Here is a 22,008-nt window from a genome sequence, read left to right on the forward strand (position 1 = left end):
AGCTGTTTGCTCTGTTTTTGCCCGAAGGGCTGTCTTCCGAGATGATGGCAACACCGCGGGAAGGCGCTACGCGCGGTAGAAGCAGCACCCGAAATTTCTGTGTCTTTCCGACTTTTCCGCGCTTTCGGCGTTGAAAATTACTGTAGTTTCAACGTCCTGCGCATACATCGATGCCGTGCTCAGCCGGCACAACTGACCGCTATGGTCGTGGGTTAGAACTTGGGGCCGGGCAGGGGCTGGACTGTGCAGTAGCCCTGTTCGCCGAGGTGGCGGTTGCCGTGGATTTCCTCGGCATAGAAGGCGCCCTGGGAGCGTTCCAGCGACATACGCAGGGCGTTGCCCTTCTTTGTGACGCGGTTGACCAGGGCATAGGCGCTGCCGCTGACCTTGGCCGAGCAGATGGTGTCGAGACACATGCTGCCGCGGATCAGCGAGTCGTGCGCCGGATCGACAAAGCGGAACTGGAAACTGGCGAGCTCATCAGGAAAAACCGGCGACGGGAACAGATCGATATAGAAGGTGCCGGACGACACGACTTTTACACCGCGTGTGGTGCGGGTCGTGCATTTCAGGCTGATTTCACTGATTTCACCGGGCGCAGGCGTAGGCGCGGGGGCAGGCGCCACAGCGACGGGTGGTGGAGGCGGTGGCGCCGGCTCGATGACGGTCTGGACCGGCACGGGAGGCTTGGCGGTGGTCGGGTTTGGTGTGACCGGTGTGGAGGTTGTGATGGTAGTCGTGGTTGTGGTCGAAGTCTCAGGTCTTGGCGGCGCGGTCGTCGTTCCGGTCAGGGAATTGTAGGGAACGGGATGTGCCGGCATGGCTGGAGGCTTGACGGCCGGCTTGCGCTTGGCGTGTCGGACGGCGTCAGGCTTGTCGGGTGCGTTGGTATTGGGATGTCCGGAGCCTTCGGCGTGAACCGCCAAGGGCAGGGCGATAAAGACCGGGGCCGTAACGGCCAGGACCAGCAATGTGAAGGGGAGGGCGCGGCGCAGGGTCATGCGTCTTCATCGAAACGGTTGGTGACCAGCTCGACCAGGGCGGAGACGGCGGCTTCGGCTTGCGGGCCCTCGGCTTCGATCTCGATGGTCGAGCCCTTGCCGGCGGCCAGCATCAGCAGGTCGAGGATCGAATCGCCGTCGACCCGGTTGCCATCCTTGACCACAAAGGTGCGCGTGTCGTCGAAACTGGAGGCCAGTTTGACGAATTTGGCGGAGGCGCGCGCGTGCAGGCCTTTGTTGTTGCAGATTTCGACCTGGGCTCGCACGGGGACGTCGGTTTCACTCATAAGGCGGGCCTTTTATCAGGGCCGTTTTCGTTTTTTGGGAGAACAGGATGCGAGAATTCGCGTATCTAGTCAATCAGCTGTCGCCCGACAGGACATAGGAGGCGACGGTGACGTATTTGCGGCCGGCTTCCTGGGCATGGCCGACGCAGGCAGCGAGCGGCTCGTTCTTGCGCAGCGAGGCCAGCTTGATCAGCATGGGCAGGTTAAGGCCGGCAATGACCTCCGCCTTGGTCTGTTCCATGACGGAAATGGCCAGGTTGGAGGGCGTGCCGCCGAACATGTCGGTCAGCAGGATGACGCCGTCGCCGGTATCATTTTTAAAGGTGGCGTCCAGAATGTCCTGGCGGCGCTGACTGACATCGTCTTCCGGGCCGATGCAGATGGCGCTCACCTGGGTCTGGGGGCCGACCACGTGCTCCATCGCCGCGACGAACTCATCCGCCAGCTTGCCATGGGTGACGATCACCAAACCGATCATATGAAACCTGACCTCGATACTTTCCCGCGCCGGGGAGCCGCAATCTAGACCCGAACGCTTCGCACTGCAAAAAAAGTTTTAGACCGTCGTGCAAAATATACGCCTTGCCGACGGTACGTGCCATTCTTGTGACAGTCCGGCTTGTTGTTTATGTAACAACCATCCTGGTGAATGAAGCGTGAATAGGCGGTCTATCGGGCCTGGCGCAGCAGCGAGATCAGCCTTGGTACGCTTGAGGCTTCGCGCGGATTGACGCGGATGGTCGCGATATCGTGACCGAGAATGGGCGTGATTTCACCGGCCGGAGCGCGGGCTGTGGGTTCGGACTGGGCCAGGGCGATGAGGTGGATGCGGGTGAGGGTGCGTCCGCCTTCGCGTGGATCGGCGGCGGGACCGGCATAGAGGAAGCCGCCGGAGGACCATAGGCAGGTATGATCGTCGGAAATCAGCACCAGGCCTTTTTCGACGGCGCGCAGGGCCATATCGCTCTTGCCGATACCGTGCGGACCCAGGATGAGCACGCCTTTCCAGGCGCGCCCGGCCATCAGGCTCAGGGCAGTGGCATGTACGACGAGTTTACTCATGACCTTGCTGACGGGGAGGGGGTAAAGAGCGACCTTAGCCTAATGGCGGGGATTGGAAAGCGGCGACAAGGGTTTTCGGCTGGCTGGTGCATAAACGCTGCAATTTATGGGGTCTGGGGCCTGAGGCCCCAGCTCTTCCTCTTCCTTTCTTCGTCTTCGCCCCAAGGGGCGAGAGCGAAGAAAGGAAAAAGAAAAGATGTGGGGTCGCGGACCCCACGCCCCGTAAGTCAACCGTTGGGCATCACAATGCTGAACCTGGCCCCGACAATCCGACCCTCGTCGTCCTTGCGGTTCTCGGCCCAGATCCGTCCATGATGCGCCTCGATAATCTGACGCGAAATCGACAGCCCCAGTCCGGAATTCTTGCCGAACGATGTGCCCTTGGGACGCGAGGTGTAGAAGCGCTGGAAAATGGTCTCGAGATTTTCTTCCGGTATCCCCGGGCCGTCGTCCTCGAATGTGATCAACACCGGCAGCAACGGGTCGACATTGGGCATCAAAGCCACACGCACCTCGCCATCCGGTGGCGAAAACGATCGCGCATTGTCGATGACATTGCGGAAAACCTGGCCCAGCGGTCCCTCGCGGCCGTTGACCAGCGCCGTTCCTGCCGCCAACTGACGTGCAAAGCTGACCCGCGGCTCATCATCGCGATGGCTCTGCTGGTACAGGGAAATGATATCGTCGAGTAATCCGCCGACCTCGATCCGCTTCGGCACATCGCGCGACAGCTCGGCATCCAGTCTCGACGCATTGGAAATATCGGTGATCAGCCGGTCCAGCCGGCGGACATCCTGGTTGATGACCGTCATCAACCGCGTCTTTGCCACATCGTCCTTGACCAGTTGCAAGGTCTCCAACGCGCTGCGGATCGAGGTCAATGGATTCTTGATCTCGTGCGAGACATCAGCGGCAAACCGGTCGATCTCCTCCATCCGGCGCCATAGCGTATCGGTCATGCTTTCCAGCGACCGCGCCAGGGTGCCGATCTCGTCCTTGCGCGCCGCAAGATCGGGCAGGGAAATGGCCCGCGTCTGCGCCATCCGGACCCGGTCGGCGGCGGCGCTGAGCTGCTGGATCGGTCGGCTGACCAGCCAGTTGAGCAACAGCGAAGAGAAAAGGGTCACGCCCAGGGCAACCAGGATAAACGGCACCATGGCCAGGCGCTGGGACTGGACGATGCTTTCGAAGTCGTCACGCTCGATGGTCAGGACGCCCAGCACCTCCTTGACGCGGCGCAGGGGCACCGACACGGACACAACCTTCACGCCATGCTCGTTGCGGCGAATATTGGCGACCTCGGTTCCGCTCAGCGCCATCATGACTTCCTGGCGCAGTTCCGCTTGCGCTTCCTTGCGACGGACCGCGCGGGCAGCGGACTTGTCGGGCGGCGGTGGCTCGTCGGCCTTGCGCGCCGGCGGCAGGTCGGCGACCTCGATATCGTCGGTCACCAGGTCGGAATCGATGATCTCATTGCCGTCGGCGTCATACAGCCGCGCGCGCTGCTCGGCGGGGATAAAATGCGCCATCAGGGTCAGGGCGTATTTGGTCTCGAGATGGGGCTCGGGAATTCCCTCGGTGGCGCCAAAGGCGATGACCTCGCTCATCTGCTGGGCCTGGGCCTTGAGCGAGTCCATCTGGGCATTGATCAGGCCCTGGCGCAGCTCATTGAGCACCAGGGCGCCGATCACCAGGATCAGCAGGCCGATGATGTTCAGCCCGAAGATCAGCCGGCCGAGGCGCGACTGACCGAAGGGAAGATGCTTGTACCAGGGCCTGGCGGTCATCCCTTAGATTTCTCTATAACGATAACCGACGCCATAGAGGGTTTCGATCGAATCGAAGGTGTTGTCGACGACGCGGAACTTCTTGCGCATGCGCTTGACGTGGCTGTCGATGGTGCGATCGTCGACATATACCTGGTCGTCATAGGCGGCATCCATCAGGTTGTCGCGGCTCTTCACGAAGCCCGGACGCTGGGCCAGGGCATGCAGCAGCAGGAATTCGGTGACCGTCAAACGTACCGGCTTGCCGTCCCAGGTGCATTCGTGGCGGGCGGCGTCCATGACCAGCTTGCCGCGCTTCAGCGACTTGGCGTTCAGCGCTTCGGCGACTTCGGGGGCTTCGCCCTGGTCGACAATGCCGGCGCGGCGCAGGACAGCCTTGACGCGTTCCAGCAGCAGGCGCTGCGAGAAGGGCTTGTGCATATAGTCGTCGGCGCCGAGATTAAAGCCCAGGACCTCGTCGATTTCATCGTCCTTAGAGGTCAGGATGATGACCGGCAGGTTCGACGTGGCGCGCAGGCGGCGCAGGACTTCCATCCCGTCCATGCGCGGCATCTTGACGTCCAGGATGGCGAGATCGGGCGGGTCCTTCTCCAGCGCCGCCAGACCGGCTGCGCCGTCATAAAAGGCGTTGACGGTATGACCGCCGCTTTCCAGGGCCAGGGATACGCTGGTTACAATATTCTCGTCGTCGTCAACCAAAGTAATTCTGGCCAAGCTAGTCTCCTTAGTTAGCGCCCGGACGTTTCATAACGACCGGGCAGTCTGTCAGTTTTGTCGATCCAAAAACCGAAATTGCCTAAACTTAGTGATCACACTGTAAAGCTGTTGTTTTGAAGGCATCAACACGGCCTGATTCCGTTCATATTGGGGCATTCGTGGGGCCTCAATGATAACTTAACGCCATTTGTGTAAGTTTTGAAAGAATATCAAGTCAGACAGGCGTTTTACATGAATGGCCGCGGCCACAGCCAGGTCCACTACGAGGTCTTTTCTCGCAGGACCCCGGCGTCATCCTGGTCCCTCCAGATGGCTACGGAGGATCGCGCCCAGGCCGTGCAGGCGGCCGAAGACCTGCTCTCCGACAAGCACGCCGCTTCGGTAAAAGTCACCAAGGAAATGCTGGACGCCGATACCGGCGAATATTCCAGCGTTACCGTCATGACCAGTGGTGTTGAGGAGCCCAAGAAAAAACTCAAACTGGCACCGGAAACGGACACAATCTGCACCAGCCCGCAGGACCTGTATTCGATCCATGCCCGCGAAAAGATCGCCCGGCTGCTCGAAGACTGGCTGAAACGCAACCACGTGACCGCGTTTGAACTGCTGCATCGCCCGGATCTGGTTGAAAAACTGGAGGCGTCCGGCACGGAACTGCAGCACGTCATTCAAAAGCTGGCCATTCCGGAAAGCCGTGATTCCGGGCAAGACCTGCATGAGCTTATGCGGCGGTGGGGCGCACTTCTCGATCGTGCCTGTACGCGTGTTATCCAGGACGGCCGCAAACGCGTCTTTCCGGAAATCGATGCCTCCAACTGGCTGGCCGTCATCGACAAGCTGCACGATCACGCAGAACGCGCCTATTATCTCGGCGGTGGCGTCGCGCGCTTTATCGGTCGCGACCCCAGCCCGGCGGCAAAGCTAAGCGCCCTCCTGACGCTCGGGCGGGCCTTGTACGATGATCTGGGCGGTCGCGAATGGGCGCTGCAGATTCTCGAAATACCGATTTCGGAGCTGTTCGGTTCACGCACCAGCCTCAATGACCTGCTGGGTTTCCAGGCGGATCTCGGCGATACCATGGCCGTCATGACGCGCATGGCAGCCGGACCCGAGGTCGATCTGGTCGCCAAGCACGATCCCCGGGTCGCCCGGATGATCCCGCCCTTGACGGGCGCATTGGCCGGCTATCACGACCTGATGGCCAAGGACTGCTTCCCGACGCTCAGCCACAATATCTCCAAACGCCTGATGGCCGAGCTGAAGGGGCCGCGGCGCCTGAAGCCCGGGAACCCTGAAGGCGAGATCGAAATCCTGCGCGCCCTGGCCCTGTGCCTGACGGCGGCCGGTAAGGAACAGTCCGAACGCGACGACATTACCGAAGCCTTTGTCGAGCGCTCGAAAATGCTGGTCTCGGCCGACTTCGTCGACAGCCTGATCAAACAGGGCAAGACTGCAGCCGAAGAGATCGAGCGGCTGATCTGGCTATGCGAAAACGTCGTCGGCGCCGCCAACAAGCGCCAGGCGGCACGGTGGCTGATCTCAGGTCTCACTGCCCTGAAGTTCGAACGCGAGATGCGCGATACGTCGACCTCGGCCGCCCACCGCCTGCAGGTCCTGGCGCACATGCAGCGCCGCGTCAAGAACGCCCAGCTGGTCGAAAAGGACTGCGAAGATGCCCGCGGGCGACTGGGACAGGTCGGCGGCATGATCGCCCAGGACGTTCAGTTGATCCCGCACCTGATCCGCTCCCCGGCGCCGCCGATTCAGAAACTGACCCTGCTGCTGGGCTTCGCCACCGGCCTGGCGGCGCCTCTGGGCCCCGTCAGCGACCATGCCAAGGCCGAGGCGATGAAACTGCTGCGGGCCCCGGCCATGCGCCAGATCCTGACCGACGATCCCCATGCGCTGAGCCAGGTCAAACCCATGCTCGTCGCCGCCGGCATGTAAAAAGCCTTGAATTTGGTAATCTGCGGCGTCGGCGTCGCTTGCAGGTACCAAGCGTACCTGCGGCGCTAGAGCGAAATGACTTTAGGTAGAATCGTCATTTCGCTCTAACTTTTTGTTTTGTCGCGCAATTTAACCGAAAAGTGGCATCCACTTTATCGGATTGCGCTCTGGCCTCCTGGCATCTCATCCAAATTGAAGGCTTTTTGTTTCGTGCGCCTGATGAATTTTAATCCTCCAGCTTTGCCAGTTCGCGATCGAGGCAGCGGGCGCCCCAGCGATTGAGCAGGCCGACGCCGACAAAGACAACGGCGACGAAGCCAAAGCTGACCAGGTTGCGCCACCACTGATGCGTCGGTACGGCCTGAGCCGTCGTCCACAAGAACAGCGCCATGCCAGGCACCATGGGCAACAGGTACCACAGCCAGACATTGCGCAACATGCGGCTCTGCCGGACCAGGGCTTGGCGGTGGAAGTTCAGGCAGTCATCGGACGCCCGGGCGCCGGCCCGGTCGGCGCGGCCGTTGAGCCAGATGAACAGCGAGACAAAGGCCACGCCGGCAATGATCAGGGCGCAACTCAGTTGCATCATCGGACTGTCCGACGTTGCGGCGAAATATCCGAAGATCCCGGCGACAAAGACGCTGGCAATATATTCGCGCGTGTTGCGCCAGAAGACGATCGACTGGAACTTGTTGGCGCGCGTGTGGATAGCTTGCAGGCTCATGGTGGTAAGCTCCGTGGGTTGATCCTGCCAGAGGCATTTCAGAGTATCTGGCTGGGGGGTGTCAGGTTCGTCGGTCATGGCCGTCTTCCTGTTGAAGTATTGGCCTGATGGAATTGGAGGCGCAACAGTGCCTTGATGCGGGAAATCTTGGTTGCGATATGGCCGGCTTTCAGGCCGGTGATTTCGGCCATGGCCGACGCTTCGACGTCTTCGAGATAGAGCAGGATGATCTGGCGGTCCTGGGGCTTAAGACGCTGGATCAGGGCCGTGAGACGGCTCAGGGCCTGCTGTTGGTGCAGCGTGTCGTCGAGGTCCGGTCCGCCCATGGGCAGGTCGTCGTCAAGCCCGACCCATTGACCGGCGTGCGCCCGTTGCTGTTTCAGGATATAGGAGGTGGCGGTATTATGGGCGACGCGGTAGGTCCAGGTGCGCAGGGAACAGCGATCGTCAAACAGGGCGAAGCTGCGCCACAGGGCGACATGGATATCCTGGACCAGATCGCGCCGCCGTTCGGGGTTGGCTTCATAGCCGCGCGCCAGACGTTCCAATGCGGCGCCGTGGGCCGTTGCGGCCGACTGGTAGCGCTGATCCTGTTCGCTCGTTGCGGTCATGAACAGGTAGTCGCCACCTTTCGGACTATCTTACAGCATCAACCGCGAAAATTCAGTTCCAGCAGCACATTGTTGGGATCGGTGACGAACAACTGGCGCAGATTGATCTTCGGAATCTCGGCAAAGCCATAATCGAGGCCGCGGGTCTTCAGCCGTGCGACCATTTCATCGAAACCGTCGCATTCGAAGGCGACGTGATGGATGGCGCCGGTCGACGCGCCCGGTTGGACGTCGCGCGCGATGGTGTTGTCGGTGCCGAACAGATTCAGGTGAATCACGGCCATGTCACGGCTGTCGTACAGCCACTGACGCTGCGACGGATCGCGCTCCGGCGCCACGCGCGCTTCAAGGCCCAGCAGCTCTTCGTAAAAGCGGATGGTTTGCGCCATATCGCGGGTCTGGATATTGATATGGTTGAGGTTCTTGACGATCATTCGGCGGGCTTTTTGAGTGACGACAGCATTTCACGGCGTAGAATAGCGTTCATGCGTGATTGGTAGCCCTTGCCTTGCGATTTCAACCAATTCACCACGTCAGCGTCGATCCTGGCGGTAATCTGTTCCTTAACGGGGCGATAAAAGCGACCGCGAATGGCTGTCTTGAACTGTTCGTCAGTCCACTCGGGAATATCGCTAAGATCGATCTCCCGGTCAGGTCTCGCTGCAAAAGCTGCCAACTCAGCCTTCTGCGCCTGGGTTAGTTGAGGCGGGCTATCGAGATCGACCTTAATACGAACGAATTTAGTCGCCTCCTTCTTCATAGCGTCGTCGCTCGTGTCGGGTAGCTTCTCGTGCTGAAATGATGCGGACGACTTCATAGAACTGGCCATATTCATCTTCCTCCCATGTCGTATGGGCGACCATTAACAGGATGTAACCTTCGACTAATCCAATACTTTGCCAACGTTCTTCGCCATCAACGACACGGTCTTGATGTCTGACAACAAACGGATCGAAAAATACCTGCATCGCCATTTCGAAGGTGATGCCATGCTTTTTCAGATTGGAAGCGGCTTTCTCCGGGTCCCAGTCAAAGTAAATTTCAGTCATATTGTAACTACAAATTTGTAATTATTCAAGATCGCATTTCCTCCCCACGACAAAGTACACTGAGCGTAGCGAGGGACTTTGTCGTGAGTTTCAGTGCGCCTCATCCCAGTTATGGGCGGCGTGGGCTTCGACGACCAGTGGCACGCTGATCTCGACCGCGGGGCGGGCGGCGTGCTGCATGACGTTGCGGATCAGCGGCATGACAGCCTCGACCTCGGCGTCGGGCGCCTCGAAGATCAGTTCGTCGTGGACCTGCAGCAGCATCTTGGTTTCAAAACCGGCGTCGATCAGCGCACCCGGCATGCGCATCATAGCGCGGCGGATGACGTCGGCGGCCGTGCCCTGGATCGGGGCATTGATCGCGGCCCGTTCGGCGAAGGCGCGGATGGCGCCACCCTTGCCGTTGATTTCCGGAATGTGGATTTTCCGACCCATCAGGGTGCGGACGAAGCCGTTGTCGCGCAGATATTGCTTCGTGGTGTCCATATAGGCCTTGATGCCCGGGAAGCGCTCGAAATAGGTCTTGATATAGCGCGACGCCTCGCCCTGGTCGATATTGAGCTGATTAGCCAGGCCGAAGCCCGAAATGCCGTAGATAATGCCGAAATTGATCGCCTTGGCGCGGCGGCGGATCTCGGACGTCATCTCGGCCATCGGCACGCCGAACATTTCCGACGCCGTCATGGCGTGGATGTCGAGCCCTTCGGAAAAGGCCTTTTTCAGCTGTTCGATGTCGCCGATATGGGCCAGCAGGCGCAGTTCGATCTGCGAATAGTCGGCGCTGATCAGCTTGTGGCCCGGCTTGGCGATAAAGGCGGTGCGGATCTTGCGGCCTTCGGCGGTTCGGATCGGGATGTTCTGCAGGTTGGGTTCGTTGGACGCCAGGCGGCCGGTGGTGGTCGAGGCCAGCTGGAAACTGCTATGGATGCGCTGGGTGTCGCGATCGGCATACTCGACCAGCGAATCCGTATAGGTGCCCTTCAGCTTGGCCATCTGGCGGTAGTCGAGCAGCAGTCGCGCCAGGGGCTGGCCCTGTTCATAGCCATTCTTGCCCTCGGCGATCTCCTCCAGCACCTTGACGTCGGTCGCCCACTGGCCCGAAGCCGTACGCTTGCCGCCGGGTAGCTGCATTTCGTCGAAGAAGATGACGCCCAGTTGCTGAGGGCTGTTGAGGTTGAACGGCCGGCCCAACAGACCATGGGCCTCCTGTTCGATGGCCGACATCCGCGTGCCGAAATCCTGGCTGAGACCGCGCAGGACCTGCGGGTCGACGCGGATCCCGCACAGTTCCATTTCCGACAGAGCCTTGGGCATGCCGCGTTCCAGGGTCTCATAGACCGTGTTCAGTCGCTCGCGGACCAGGCGCGGCTTCAGGATATGCCACAGGCGCAGCGTGACGTCGGCGTCCTCGGCGGCGTAGCGCGTGGCTTCCTTCAGGTCGACATATTTGAAGCTTTTGGCCGTCTTGCCGCTGCCCGCGACCTGCTTGAAGGTGATGGGCGTGTGGCCGAGATGCAGTTCCGACAGCTCGTCCATGCCGTGGCCGTGCAGCCCGCCTTCGAGGACGTAGGACATCAGCATGGTGTCGTCATAGGGGGCGACGGTGATGCCGTAGCGCTTCAGGACGCTGAGGTCGTATTTGATATTCTGACCGACCTTGAGAATCGTCGGATCCTCAAGCACGGGTTTCAGCGCGGCGATCGCCAGGTCGAAAGGAATCTGGATAATACCAGTGCCATCGCCGAAATCGAGTCCGTCGGTCGCCGCATGAGCCAGCGGAATATAGCAGGCGCAGTTGGTATCGGTCGACAAAGACACGCCGACCAGGCCGGCATGGGTCGCCGACAGGTCATCGGTTTCGGTATCGACGGCAATGACCTGGGCGCCGACGCAGCGACGCAGCCAGGTCTGCAACTGCTCCATCGTCTGGACGCATTCATAGGCGTCGAGATCGAAGGGCTGGCGGGCCGATTCCTCGGCCGTGGCGCGGGGCGCGCCATACAGCGGGCGTGAAATGGGCGCGGTCGGGATCTGGTCCAGCGCCGTCGAGGTTTGCAGGGTCGCGAAGGAACCGCCGATCCGCTTGGCCAGGCTGTTGAATTCCATCAGGCTGAGGAAGGCGCCCAGGATTTCCGGCTCCGGTTGTTTCAGGACAAAGCTGTCGATCTCCGCCGGCAGGGGCACGTCGCAACGCAACCGGACCAGCTCGCGCGACAACAGGATCTGGTCGCGGAAATCGGTCAGGGCCTCGCGGCGTTTGGGTTGCTTGATCTCGTCGGCCCGCGACAGCAGGGTATCGAGGTCGCCATATTCGAGCAGAAGCTGCGCCGCCGTCTTGACGCCGATACCGGGCGCGCCTGGGACGTTATCGGCCGCGTCGCCGATCAGCGCCTGGGCGTCTACAACCAGCTCGGGCGGCACGCCGAATTTTTCGATGACCTGATCGCGTCCGACGATGGTGCCCTTGACGGGGTCCAGCATATGGACGTCGTCATTGATCAGCTGCATCAGGTCCTTGTCCGACGAGATAATGGTGACCTTGTAACCGGCCTTGGCCGCCAGCTGGGCGTAGGTGCAGATCAGGTCGTCGGCTTCGAAGCCGGCCAGTTCGATCGCCGGCAGGCCAAAGGCGCGGGTGGCGTCGCGGACCAGCGGAAACTGCGGGATCAGGTCTTCCGGCGCCGGCGGGCGATGGGCCTTGTACTGATCATACAGGTCGTTGCGGAAGGTGTGGGAGCCGGCGTCGAAAATGACTGCCAGGTGCGACGGTGCGTCGTCGCCGCGGTTCTCCTTGATCAGCTTGAACAGGATGTTGCAGAAGCCCGACACGGCGCCGACCGGCAGGCCGTCAGACTTGCGCGTCAGGGGCGGCAGGCCGTGATAGGCGCGGAAGATATAGCCCGAACCATCGATCAGGACCAGGCGGTGGCCGGTAGGGACTTCGGCAGTGGTTTCGGGGGCGGCAGCGATGTCATCCATGTCGGCAATCGGGTCCGGAAAAAAGATACGCCTTCATACGGCGATACGGCCGTCATGCCAAACAAAAGCGACAGGTCATGTCAGCGGCGGGGCCGGATTACCACGCGCCGGTATTTTCCAGGCTGACCCAGGGCTCGGCGGGCGCCAGGGCGGCGCCCTTTTGCAACAGTTCGACCGAAATGCCGTCGGGTGAGCGCACAAAGGCCATCATGCCGTCGCGCGGCGGACGGTTGATCACCACGCCCATGTCTTTCAGATGCTGACAAGTGGCGTAGATATCGTCGACCTCATAGGCCAGGTGGCCGAAATTGCGTCCACCGGTGTAGGTTTCCACCTCGCCCTTGTCGTCCGGCCAATTATAGGTCAACTCGACCTCGGCCTGCGGACGCAAACCATCGACATGACCCAGCTCCAGGTCTTCAGACGCCGCCAGGAAGATCAGGCTGAAGCGGCCCTTTTCGTAGTCGTTGCGCCGCACCTGTTTCAGCCCCAGCCCCTGGCAGAAGAAGTGCAGGGCGGCGTCCAGGTCCTTTACCCGCACCATGGTGTGCAAGAAGCGCATGGCGGTTCCTAATCAGTGATCGCCTTCGGGGCGCGGCGACGGGTCTTCGTAGTCGTGCGCATGATCTTTCAGCACGAACTTGCGGTCGCAGTAGCCGCATTCGACCGTGCCTTCTTCGCCCAGCTCCATATAGACCAGCGGATGCCCCAGCGCCCCGCCGCCGCCGTTGCAGGCGACCTTGTGGCTGTCGACATAGATGACTTCGGGTGGTGGGACAGTGTCGCTCATGGCGCTTTGAAACCCTTCAAAAATAGCAGGGCCAGCTTTATTCAACACCGGCCGCTTCGTCAATTTCCAGTTTTGCCAATTTCGGCGCCGGCGACTGTCATAAATCTTTCACCGGGTTGTCAACGAACCGACACGATCAACGGGCAACGGTCCCCTCACACATTTGAACGGGAACAATCGGCATGCTCAGGACGCCTCTTCTGGTTTCAATGGCGGCCCTGGCCCTGTCATGTCTGGCCGGGACGGTGGCGCAGGCCAAGCCCGTCTGGCGATTGGACCGCGTGGTTGTCGTTATGCGTCACGGCGTACGCCCGCCAACCAAGGCCCAGGTCTTGCCGCAAGGCATCGCCGCCGAGGCGTGGCCATCTTGGGATGTGCCCTATGGCTTTCTCACCCGCAACGGCGGGCGTGCCGTCACCCAGCTTGGTGTCTTCGACCGCCACAGCTACGCCGCCCTGATTCCAACGACCTGTCCGGACAGCCATCAGGTGCGCGTGGTCGCCGATACCGACCAGCGGACGCTTAAGACGGCCGAGATCTATGCCGCCGCCTTGTTTCCCGGCTGTACTGTCCCGGTTGAAAACGCCGGCGACGGTCAATCCGATCCGCGGTTCTCGCCTTTCGAACAGGAAACCCTTCCCGACGGCGACCTGATGCTGGCCTCCGCCCAGGCCGCGGTGCCGCCGGGCGGGCTGGCCGCCATCGATGACGCCAACCGCGCGCTGCTCACCCGTCTCACTGCGCTGCTCACCCGTCTCACTGCGGTGCTCAACCCGGGCTGCAAGGACGTCACGTGCGATCTTGCGCAGCAACCGACGCAGTTCGTGGTCGCCAAGGGGCGGGTCAAGATCGACGGCGGGATCGATACCGGCTCGACCGCCGGCCAGGTGCTGATGCTCGAATATGCCGACGGCAAACCAATGTCCGAGGTCGGCTGGGGCCGGGCGGACAAGGCCCTGATCCACGACGCCCTGACCCTGCACGCCCTGGAGTTCCAGCTGGTGGCGCGTCCGAAGGCCATCGCTGCCTTTGGCGCCCGCCCGCTGCTGGCCGAGGTCAGGCGCGGCCTGTTCGCCACCGACACGGCGCCCTATACCGTACTGGTCGGCCACGATTCCAACCTGGCCTATATCGGCGGCGCGCTGAATATCCATTGGCAGGGTGGCGACTATCCGAACGATGATCCGCCCCCGGGGGGCGCCCTGATCTTCGAACACTGGAAGGACACTGCCGGCCACGGTAAGGTGGTTGTGCGTTTCCGCGCCCAGACCATGGACGAGATTCGCAATCTGTCGCCCCTAACGCCCAAGGCCAGCGAACCGGTCACGGTTCCGGCCTGTGGTGGATCATCCTGTACGGATGAAGCCTTCTGGAAGGCGCTGGACTCAGTGGGCAATTGATTGCGCTTTGAGCCGAAGTGTGAAAACCTCCGGCCATGAAACAGGCCAATAAACTGGGCTCCATTCTCGGGGGATCGATCGGTAATCTGGTCGAATGGTACGACTGGTACGCCTATGCGGCGTTCAGCCTGTACTTCTCCAAGGCCTTTTTCCCCAAGTCGGACGACCTGACCCAGGCGCTGAACACGGCCGGCATCTTTGCGCTCGGCTTCTTCATGCGGCCGGTCGGTGGCTGGCTGCTGGGCTGGTATGCCGACCGCTACGGCCGCAAGAGCGCTTTGACCGCGTCGATCCTGCTGATGTGCGCCGGATCCCTGATCATCGCCGTGACACCGTCCTATGGCGTCATCGGCATCGTAGCGCCGATCATTCTGCTGATTGCCCGGATGTTGCAGGGGATCAGCGTCGGCGGTGAGTATGGCGCCTCGGCCACCTATCTGTCGGAAATGGCCGGGCAAGACAACCGCGGATTCTGGTCCAGCTTCCAATATGTCACCCTGATCATGGGCCAGTTGGTGGCCTTGGGCGTGCTGATCCTGCTGCAGAACCTGCTGAGCGAAACGCAACTGAACCAGTGGGGCTGGCGGATTCCGTTCGTCATCGGCGCGACCCTGGCCCTGGTCGCGTTGTTTATCCGCCGCCATATCGCGGAGACCGACTCGTTTGAAACCTCGTCGAAATTCCAGGCCAATCGCACCCTGACCCTGTTGAAACAGCACCCTTTGCAGGCGCTTCAGGTGGTCGGCCTGACGCTCGGCGGCACGGCGGCGTTTTATACCTATACGACCTATATGCAGAAGTTCATGGTCGGTTCGGCCGGCTGGACCAAGGAAGCCTCAACCCTGCTGTCGGCGGTCACCCTGTTCCTCTACATGGTGCTGCAGCCGGTCTTCGGCGCCCTTTCCGACCGTATCGGGCGCAAGCCTTTGTTGATCGGTTTCGGGATTGCCGGTACCTTGCTGACCGTGCCGATCATGACCACGCTCAGCCATACGCGCGACTTCTGGCCGGCGTTTGGGCTGCTGATGGCGGCGCTGATTATCGTCAGCGGCTATACCTCGATCAATGCGGTGGTGAAGGCCGAGCTGTTCCCGCCGCATGTCCGGGCGCTGGGGGTTGCGCTGCCCTACGCCATAACCGTATCGCTGTTCGGCGGCTCGGTGGAATATGTCGCCCAGTGGCTGAAGGCGGCCCATATCGAAAGCGCCTTCTTCTGGTATATTACAGCCTGTATCGCCGTGTCGCTGGTGGTCTATCTGTTCACCGCCGACACCAAAAAAGCCTCGAGCTTCAACGCCGAATCCTGAGCTATTTCCATGGCGTGACGGACGGCACCGGGCACGGCCCTTCGGTCGGGATGGTGCCGAAGTCGGCCGGTGAGACGATCTCGAGATATTCCATGTCCGGCGAATAATCGAACAGGTAATGGACCAGGCCGGGCCTCTGGTGGACGCAATCGCCGGCCTCGACCAGGGTCACCTGGTCGCCGTACATGAACCTGGCCCAGCCCTTCATCATCAGGACGATCTGAAACTGGGCGACGTGATAGTGCCAGCCGGTGCCGTCGGTCGGCGGATGATTGGCCTTGACCAGGTGAGCGATGACCTTGCCGCCGGTGGCGGCTGCGACCCCTAAGTCGCGGTACAGGAAGAAATCGCGCAGGCCGTCGGGCAGGTACGGCGTATCCGTAGGTTTGATATGGGAAAACAGGGTGGTCGATGCAGCATCCATGGCGGACTCCGAAGGCAAATGGTGACCATTTACCCGTCCTGCTCGCTTCTCCCCGATACCGTTTCTTTCAACCCTTATGGGCAGAATGCGCCAATACGGCGAATTGTAAAGGCTCGTGTTTTATGCGCCGACGTAGCGCGCGGCTTCGCGGCCCAGGTCCAGAAGGTTGTCGGGTATAGTGTCGAATTCGAGCCATTCTTTGGCGGGCCGTCCGTGTCCCGGCATGAAGTTCTCCCCCAGGCCTGAGGCGACTAGCTCAATGACGCGTGCCTTGGGCAGTTTCATGACCAGCTTGCCGTGGCGGGCGACCATGGCGAAGATCTTGCCGTTCGATTTGAGAGCGCGCGAACCGAATCCCTTGCCTTCACCGAAGGTGATGCCGGGTTCGGCGGCCAAGGTATTGACCAGGGTTTCAAAAGCGGTACCGGCAGTGCTCATATGGCCGACTATAGCATTTTGGGTGAGGGTCTGTAAGGTTTTAACCACGGATGGCACGGATCGCCGCTGCGCGTCGACGCGGATATTCGAGCCCCGGTGGCGTTTCTGTGGCCGGTGAAAGATAAGAATTTTTGCCGCGAAAAGCGCGAAAAGCGCTAAAAATGCAGCTGCACGGCATGCGCCCGAAGGGCTTAAAGTCGTTGAAGCGGATTAGAGGCGAAGGCGCTTCGCGCAGAATTTTCGGTGGGCACCCCTTTTCGCGCTTTTCGCGGCAAAATCTTAAATTGCCCCGTGGTTCGTCTTGGTTTCCGGATAAACCTAAAAAACACCCTCTCCGCCGTGGGGGTGGTGCGGAGAGGGTGCTCATGAAGCGTCCTTTTATGTGACCGCGTGGTGTGGGGCGCGGCGTTTCTTATGAACGCTTTTCTATTCAGCCGCGATGCGGAAGCGCGTCGTTGCCTGGTGTGTGGTCGCCGCGGTCAGCCGGCGCCATTCGTCATGGGCATCGCTGCGGCTGGGGAAGGGACCGAAGCATTGCGGACGGTCCTTGAAGCGGGTGAACTGCATGTCGGCGTGCTCGCCGCCGATGACCCAAAAGCGTTTCTTTGACATAATAACTCTCCTTACTCGGCCGCGAACTGGGCGGTCTCGGTGGATTCCTTCATGGCGGTGGTCGAGGACCGGCCGCTGGTGATCGTCTCTGCAACCTTGTCGAAATAGCCCGTGCCGACTTCGCGCTGGTGACGGGTGGCGGTGTAGCCCCGGGCCTCGTTGGCGAATTCGCGCTGTTGCAATTCCGAATAGGCGGCCATGCCGTGGTCGCGATAGCCGTCGGCCAGCTCGAACATCGAATTGTTCAGCGCATGGAAGCCGGCCAGGGTGACGAACTGGTACTTATAACCCATGGCGCCCAGTTCGCGCTGGAAGCGGGCGATGGTCACGTCGTCCAGCTTGGCCTTCCAGTTGAAGGACGGCGAGCAGTTATAGGCCAGCAGCTTGCCCGGATACTGCTTATGCACCGCCTCGGCGAAGCGGCGGGCGTCGTCGAGATCCGGGTGCGAGGTTTCCCACCACAACAGGTCGGCATATTTCGCATAGGCCAGGCCGCGGGCGATGCAATGATCGAGGCCCGAACCCGGCTTCAGGCGGAAGAAGCCTTCGACTGTCCGGTCGTCGCGGTCGATAAACGGATGGTCGCGTTCATCGACGTCCGAGGTGATCAGCTGCGCCGACTCGGCGTCGGTACGGGCCACCGTCAGGGTCGGCACGCCCATGACATCGGCCGCCAGGCGCGCCGAGATCAGGTTGCGTTCGTGCGCCTGGGTCGGGATCAGCACCTTGCCGCCGAGATGGCCGCACTTCTTTTCCGAGGCCAGTTGATCTTCGAAATGGACGCCGGCGGCGCCCGCCTCGATAAAGGCCTTCATTATCTCGAAGCTGTTGAGCGGCCCGCCGAAACCGGCCTCGGCATCGGCGACGATCGGGGCGAACCAGTCGCGTTTGGCGCCACCTTCGCTATGCTCGATCTGGTCGGCGCGTTGCAGGGTGCGGTTGATGCGGCGGCACAGTTCGGGCGCTGCATTGGCCGGGTACAGCGACTGGTCCGGATACATGCTTGATGCGGTATTGCTGTCGGCCGCGACCTGCCAGCCGCTGAGATAGATGGCCTTCAGCCCGGCGCGAACCATCTGCATCGCCTGGTTGCCGGTCATGGCGCCCAGGCTGTTGATGAAGGGCTCTGTGTGCAGCAGGTCCCACAGGCGGTTGGCGCCACGTTCAGCCAGAGTGTGTTGAATGGGAAAAGAGCCGCGCAGGCGCATGACGTCGGCGGGGGTGTAGGGTCGCTCTATGCCGTCGAAACGGCCTTTCGGCGCGTTGGGGACTAAGTCGTGAAATGTGGTCATTGTGATCTTCCGTATGGGGGAGGTTAACGGATGGAATTGGGTGGGGTCTGGGGTTCCGGGATGCGCTGGCGGGCGGCCATCAGCGTGCCGGGGGCGAACAGTCCGAAGGAGGCAGCGTAGACAGCGGCCAGTTCCCAGGGATTGGTGAAGGCGGTCATGATATCTTGAGGTGTCATAATGTGTCTCCTTTCGGGCGGGTTATCCGCCGTTTGTGTGACCTTATAAAACGCCTTATTTTAAAAGAAATATAGAGGTAGTTAGGTGGCAATTGCGTCATTTGGAGAATTATGACAGACTATAGTTTGTAACATTGTGACATAGGTGAGTCTTGGCCGAATTGGATCGAAAGCTATATCTCGGCGGGCGGCTGAAGCGCCTGCGTTACGATCTCGACCTGACCCAGACCCAGATGGCGACGGATCTGGGCGTCTCGGCCTCCTATCTCAACCATCTCGAACGCAACCAGCGTCCGGTGACGGCTCAGGTTCTGCTGAAACTGGCCGCCACCTACGACCTCGACCTGCGCATCTTTACCGACGACAGCGAGCCGGCGGGCGAAGCCGACCTGGTCGAGATCTTCGCCGATCCCCTGTTCAAGGACCTGCGCCTGCCACGCCGTGAAATCTCCGAACTGGTGGCGTCGTCTCCCATGGCCGCCGAAGCGGTTACACGACTGTACCGGGCCTATAGCGAACGCAAGAAGCGCGACAGCCTGGTGGCGGCCAGCGAAGAGAGCGACGCTTCGCCATCCGACTGGGTGCGCGACCAGATCCAGTCGCGGCACAACTTCTTCCCCGAGCTCGACGACTTGGGCGAGCAGTTGTTCGCCACCCTGGGCAGCGATCCGCACACCCTGGAAGAGTCTGCAACGCGTCGCCTGTCGGCCCTGCACGCCACCGAGATCCGCCTGATGCCGGCCCAGGTGATGATGATGTATCTGCGCCGCTTCGATCCGCATCGCCGGCGATTGATGATCTCCGAGACGCTTGGCGCCTCGTCGCGGCGTTTCGCCGTGGTTTACCAACTGGCCCTGGCCGACTTCGGCGCCGACCTGAAGGCCATGGTCGAGGCCGTCAAGGCGCCCGACCTGGCGTCGAGCCGGCTGTACAAGATCGCCCTGCTCAACTACCTGACCGCCGCCGTGCTTATGCCCTACGGCCGGTTTCTCGAGGCCGCCGAAGGCAATGCCTACGACATAGAGCTGCTACGCGCCCCGTTCGAGGCTTCCTACGAACAGGCGGCCCAGCGCCTGACCACCCTGTCGCGGCCGGGCCATCGCGGCGTGCCCTTCTTCCTGATGCGCATTGATTCCGCCGGTAATGTGTCGAAGCGCTTCGCGTCTGGCCATTTCCCGTTTTCGCGCTATGGCGGCGCCTGCCCACGGTGGAACCTGCACCAGGCTTTCCAGACGCCGGGCAAGGTCATCACCCAGGTGATCCAGACGCCGGACGGGCAGCGTTATTTCACTCTGTCGCGGACGCTCGATCGCGGCCTGCGCGCCTATGCCGACGGGGCGTATTCCGAACAGGCGATCGGCCTGGGCTGCGAGCTGAAACATGCCGAAAAGCTGATCTATGCCCGCGGGCTCGACCTGGCCAATCCCAATGCTGTCGAGACCGGGCCGATGTGCCGGCTGTGCGAGCGTCCCAACTGTCGCGAACGCGCCGCCCCACCGGCGGTCAAGGCGCTCCAGGTCGACGAATGGATCAAGGCCGTGACGGCGTTTCCGTTCTGACGTCGGTCAGCGCATCAGTTCGCGGCCGATGCGCTTTATGGGTTCGGTGCGCAAGACGATCGAGGTGGTGACGGGTCCAAAGCGCGCAATGGTGTCGACGATGGTTTCAAGGTCGGCGGGCGAGGGCACGATGACCTTGAGGATAAAGCAATCCTCGCCGGTCAGCCTCAGGACCTCGATCACCTGCGGCATGTCGGCAAACTGTTTCAGGCACGGCTTGATATGTTCATGCGTCGTCTTCAGGCGGATCATGGCCATCATGCCGAGCCCCAGCGCCGCCGGATCAATGACGGCGCGATAGCCGGCGACAATGCCGCGGTCTTCCAGGCGCTTCAACCGTTCCGAGGTGGCGGGCTGGGATAGGCCGACCTTACGACCCAGTTCCGAGACGCTGATCCGGCCGTCGTCCTGGAGGATTTCGAGGATGGCGATGTCGGTCGGGTCGAGTGTCGGGCGGTTATCGAAAGTTTTGGCCATCGACCTTGAATCCATCGGAATGGGGTGTAATTTTCCGATAGATGCCAATTCCAGGCCGCCAAGTAAACAGGCATATTCGCACCTCAATATGACGAGGCGAGACATGACCGAATACATCCACCTACCGGGCATCGGCAATTCCGGCGAAGCGCACTGGCAAAGCCGGTGGGAGGTGGCCGATCCAACGATCCGCCGATTTGCACCGGCAAGCTGGGACAGGCCGGACCTGGACGACTGGATCGCCGCGCTAGACCGGGCGGTGGCTGAAGCAGAGACGCCGCCGATTCTGGTGGCGCACAGCCTGTCCTGCCTGCTGGTTGCGCGCTGGCATTGCGTCTCGGCGCGGAAGATCGCCGGCGCCTTCCTGGTGGCCGTGCCGGACCCGCGATCGCCAGCCTTTCCGGCGGAGGCGGTGGGCTTCGCCGAGGTTCCGGAGGCGCGGTTTGGCTTTCCATCTCTGATCGTCGCCAGCACCGACGATCCTTATGGTTCACTCGACTATGCGCGGCTCCGGGCGGCGCAGTGGGGCGGCCGCCTGGAGATCATCGGCGCGGCTGGCCATGTCAACGGGGCCAGTGGCCTGGGCGACTGGTCTGAGGGGCGGGTGCTTTTGATGGAGTTTGTGGATCGGGTGGCGGCCGATCGGGATTAGTGCCGACCGAGGCAAGAGCTGACCTTGTCTTCGCCGCCCCGTTTACGGGTCCAGCGTATTCACACATCTCAAGACGAAATACGCTGATCGGAATTCGAGAACGAACCCGGGCAGTTGGCCCACTCTCACTTTTCGAAGGTTTGTCCACAGATTTTCACAGATTAGCGCAGATTTTCAATGGCTTATTTGGCTACGTCAGCGGCTTTCAGCAGATAAGGATCCGTATGCGATCGCGCAGCCTCGATACTCAAAATCGTAACTCCCAAGTCGGGCAAAAACAGACGTATAATCTGTAGATCGTCGTTAAAGCCCCTCTACCCGCGTGAGGGGAGAGGGTGGCGCGGAGCGCCGGGTGAGGGGTTAATTCCACCATCAGAGCAGCTTCGTGGTCGGAAGGACCCCTCAGGCTCGCCGCCCCGCGCCGGCCTTTGGCCCACGGCACGGGCCGTCCCGCTTCTCCCCTCAGGTGCTAGGGTATGCACATATGTGCTTGGTTTGAGTGATCGAACGACCGAAGGCCCCCACCACCACCCATCGCCAAAGCTGCGCTACGCTTCGCAATGTCTCGGGCGGTCCCCCGCCCCGCTCACGGGGCGGTATAAGTATTTGTTTTTCTTATACTCCCCCGTTGGCGGGGGAGGTGGCGCGGCGCTCGCGCTTCTTCGGCGCGTAAGCCGTGACGGTGGGGGGCCTTAGCTACAGCTTAAACAGGCACCA

General features: G+C 61.2%; 25 protein-coding genes. 5 read left to right on the plus strand and 20 right to left on the minus strand.

Annotation, left to right across the window (positions count from 1 at the left end; genetic code table 11):
• Positions 1-212: 212 nt before the first annotated feature.
• The 6 genes from AC1DXO_RS06025 to AC1DXO_RS06050 form a co-directional block, all read right to left on the minus strand.
• Positions 213-1,001 (minus strand): hypothetical protein, encoded by a 789-nt coding sequence (locus AC1DXO_RS06025; protein ID WP_476977194.1) that lies wholly within the window; start codon positions 999-1,001, stop codon positions 213-215.
• Positions 998-1,288, minus strand: a complete 291-nt coding sequence (locus AC1DXO_RS06030) for an HPr family phosphocarrier protein (RefSeq protein WP_476977195.1) — start codon at positions 1,286-1,288, stop codon at positions 998-1,000. Before AC1DXO_RS06030 ends, AC1DXO_RS06025 begins: the two co-directional genes overlap by 4 nt.
• A gap of 73 nt (positions 1,289-1,361) precedes the next feature.
• On the minus strand, positions 1,362-1,766 hold the full coding sequence (locus tag AC1DXO_RS06035; protein WP_476977196.1) for a PTS sugar transporter subunit IIA: 405 nt from the start codon (positions 1,764-1,766) through the stop codon (positions 1,362-1,364).
• A 191-nt stretch (positions 1,767-1,957) separates the two neighbouring features.
• The gene (locus AC1DXO_RS06040) at positions 1,958-2,350 is read right to left on the minus strand and encodes an HPr kinase/phosphorylase (protein WP_476977197.1); all 393 of its coding nucleotides are present in this window, start codon (positions 2,348-2,350) and stop codon (positions 1,958-1,960) included.
• 227 nt (positions 2,351-2,577) lie between these two features.
• Complete coding sequence (locus tag AC1DXO_RS06045; protein WP_476977198.1) at positions 2,578-4,137, minus strand: stimulus-sensing domain-containing protein; 1,560 nt, start codon at positions 4,135-4,137, stop codon at positions 2,578-2,580.
• A 3-nt stretch (positions 4,138-4,140) separates the two neighbouring features.
• The gene (locus AC1DXO_RS06050) at positions 4,141-4,851 is read right to left on the minus strand and encodes a response regulator transcription factor (protein WP_476977199.1); all 711 of its coding nucleotides are present in this window, start codon (positions 4,849-4,851) and stop codon (positions 4,141-4,143) included.
• 234 nt (positions 4,852-5,085) lie between these two features.
• Between AC1DXO_RS06050 and AC1DXO_RS06055 the strand changes: the two genes are divergently transcribed.
• Positions 5,086-6,801 (plus strand): hypothetical protein, encoded by a 1,716-nt coding sequence (locus AC1DXO_RS06055; protein WP_476977200.1) that lies wholly within the window; start codon positions 5,086-5,088, stop codon positions 6,799-6,801.
• Between the two features lie 226 nt (positions 6,802-7,027).
• On the opposite strand, the gene AC1DXO_RS06060 is transcribed toward AC1DXO_RS06055, so the two are convergent.
• The 8 genes from AC1DXO_RS06060 to AC1DXO_RS06095 form a co-directional block, all read right to left on the minus strand.
• On the minus strand, positions 7,028-7,603 hold the full coding sequence (locus tag AC1DXO_RS06060; RefSeq protein WP_476977201.1) for a hypothetical protein: 576 nt from the start codon (positions 7,601-7,603) through the stop codon (positions 7,028-7,030).
• Positions 7,600-8,136, minus strand: coding sequence for an RNA polymerase sigma factor (locus tag AC1DXO_RS06065; protein ID WP_476977202.1), 537 nt, complete (start codon positions 8,134-8,136; stop codon positions 7,600-7,602). The genes AC1DXO_RS06060 and AC1DXO_RS06065 overlap by 4 nt, the downstream gene beginning before the upstream one ends.
• A 38-nt stretch (positions 8,137-8,174) precedes the next feature.
• The gene (locus AC1DXO_RS06070; protein WP_476977203.1) at positions 8,175-8,570 is read right to left on the minus strand and encodes a VOC family protein; all 396 of its coding nucleotides are present in this window, start codon (positions 8,568-8,570) and stop codon (positions 8,175-8,177) included.
• Positions 8,567-8,896: a BrnA antitoxin family protein gene (locus AC1DXO_RS06075; RefSeq protein WP_476977204.1), complete on the minus strand. Its 330-nt coding sequence runs from the start codon at positions 8,894-8,896 to the stop codon at positions 8,567-8,569. The genes AC1DXO_RS06070 and AC1DXO_RS06075 overlap by 4 nt, the downstream gene beginning before the upstream one ends.
• Positions 8,877-9,185 (minus strand): BrnT family toxin, encoded by a 309-nt coding sequence (locus AC1DXO_RS06080; RefSeq protein WP_476977205.1) that lies wholly within the window; start codon positions 9,183-9,185, stop codon positions 8,877-8,879. The genes AC1DXO_RS06075 and AC1DXO_RS06080 overlap by 20 nt, the downstream gene beginning before the upstream one ends.
• Before the next feature lie 90 nt (positions 9,186-9,275).
• A complete protein-coding gene (gene polA, locus AC1DXO_RS06085) occupies positions 9,276-12,164 on the minus strand; it encodes a DNA polymerase I (protein ID WP_476977206.1) in 2,889 nt (962 codons plus the stop codon).
• 97 nt (positions 12,165-12,261) lie between these two features.
• Positions 12,262-12,726 carry a lactoylglutathione lyase gene (gloA, locus tag AC1DXO_RS06090; protein ID WP_476977207.1) on the minus strand — a complete coding sequence of 155 codons (465 nt, stop codon included), beginning with the start codon at positions 12,724-12,726 and terminating at the stop codon, positions 12,262-12,264.
• A 12-nt stretch (positions 12,727-12,738) separates the two neighbouring features.
• Positions 12,739-12,954 (minus strand): zinc-finger domain-containing protein, encoded by a 216-nt coding sequence (locus AC1DXO_RS06095; RefSeq protein WP_476977208.1) that lies wholly within the window; start codon positions 12,952-12,954, stop codon positions 12,739-12,741.
• Between the two features lie 182 nt (positions 12,955-13,136).
• On the opposite strand from AC1DXO_RS06095, the gene AC1DXO_RS06100 reads away from it, so the two are divergent.
• Both AC1DXO_RS06100 and AC1DXO_RS06105 read left to right on the plus strand, forming a co-directional pair.
• Entirely contained in the window at positions 13,137-14,354 is a 1,218-nt protein-coding gene (locus tag AC1DXO_RS06100; protein WP_476977209.1) for a histidine-type phosphatase, read from the plus strand.
• A gap of 35 nt (positions 14,355-14,389) precedes the next feature.
• Entirely contained in the window at positions 14,390-15,661 is a 1,272-nt protein-coding gene (locus AC1DXO_RS06105; RefSeq protein WP_476977210.1) for an MFS transporter, read from the plus strand.
• Position 15,662: 1 nt separating this feature from the next.
• Here the strand turns inward: AC1DXO_RS06105 and AC1DXO_RS06110 are convergent, their stop codons facing one another.
• The 5 genes from AC1DXO_RS06110 to AC1DXO_RS06130 all read right to left on the minus strand — a co-directional run bounded on the left by AC1DXO_RS06110 (position 15,663) and on the right by AC1DXO_RS06130 (position 18,603).
• Positions 15,663-16,085 (minus strand): cupin domain-containing protein, encoded by a 423-nt coding sequence (locus tag AC1DXO_RS06110; RefSeq protein ID WP_476977211.1) that lies wholly within the window; start codon positions 16,083-16,085, stop codon positions 15,663-15,665.
• A 120-nt stretch (positions 16,086-16,205) separates the two neighbouring features.
• Complete coding sequence (locus AC1DXO_RS06115; protein WP_476977212.1) at positions 16,206-16,523, minus strand: hypothetical protein; 318 nt, start codon at positions 16,521-16,523, stop codon at positions 16,206-16,208.
• Between the two features lie 426 nt (positions 16,524-16,949).
• Positions 16,950-17,135 carry a DUF4170 domain-containing protein gene (locus tag AC1DXO_RS06120; protein ID WP_476977213.1) on the minus strand — a complete coding sequence of 62 codons (186 nt, stop codon included), beginning with the start codon at positions 17,133-17,135 and terminating at the stop codon, positions 16,950-16,952.
• Positions 17,136-17,146: 11 nt separating this feature from the next.
• On the minus strand, positions 17,147-18,427 hold the full coding sequence (gene aceA, locus AC1DXO_RS06125) for an isocitrate lyase (RefSeq protein ID WP_476977214.1): 1,281 nt from the start codon (positions 18,425-18,427) through the stop codon (positions 17,147-17,149).
• Positions 18,428-18,450: 23 nt separating this feature from the next.
• The gene (locus tag AC1DXO_RS06130; protein ID WP_476977215.1) at positions 18,451-18,603 is read right to left on the minus strand and encodes a hypothetical protein; all 153 of its coding nucleotides are present in this window, start codon (positions 18,601-18,603) and stop codon (positions 18,451-18,453) included.
• Positions 18,604-18,755: 152 nt separating this feature from the next.
• On the opposite strand from AC1DXO_RS06130, the gene AC1DXO_RS06135 reads away from it, so the two are divergent.
• Complete coding sequence (locus AC1DXO_RS06135) at positions 18,756-20,162, plus strand: helix-turn-helix domain-containing protein (RefSeq protein ID WP_476977216.1); 1,407 nt, start codon at positions 18,756-18,758, stop codon at positions 20,160-20,162.
• A gap of 6 nt (positions 20,163-20,168) precedes the next feature.
• Here the strand turns inward: AC1DXO_RS06135 and AC1DXO_RS06140 are convergent, their stop codons facing one another.
• Positions 20,169-20,639, minus strand: a complete 471-nt coding sequence (locus AC1DXO_RS06140; protein WP_476977217.1) for an Lrp/AsnC family transcriptional regulator — start codon at positions 20,637-20,639, stop codon at positions 20,169-20,171.
• A gap of 103 nt (positions 20,640-20,742) precedes the next feature.
• Here AC1DXO_RS06140 and AC1DXO_RS06145 point away from each other — a divergent pair, with 103 nt between their 5' ends.
• Entirely contained in the window at positions 20,743-21,291 is a 549-nt protein-coding gene (locus AC1DXO_RS06145) for an RBBP9/YdeN family alpha/beta hydrolase (protein WP_476977218.1), read from the plus strand.
• The last annotated feature ends 717 nt before the right edge of the window (positions 21,292-22,008 follow it).

The organism is Asticcacaulis sp. P2_C5 (assembly GCF_056404555.1).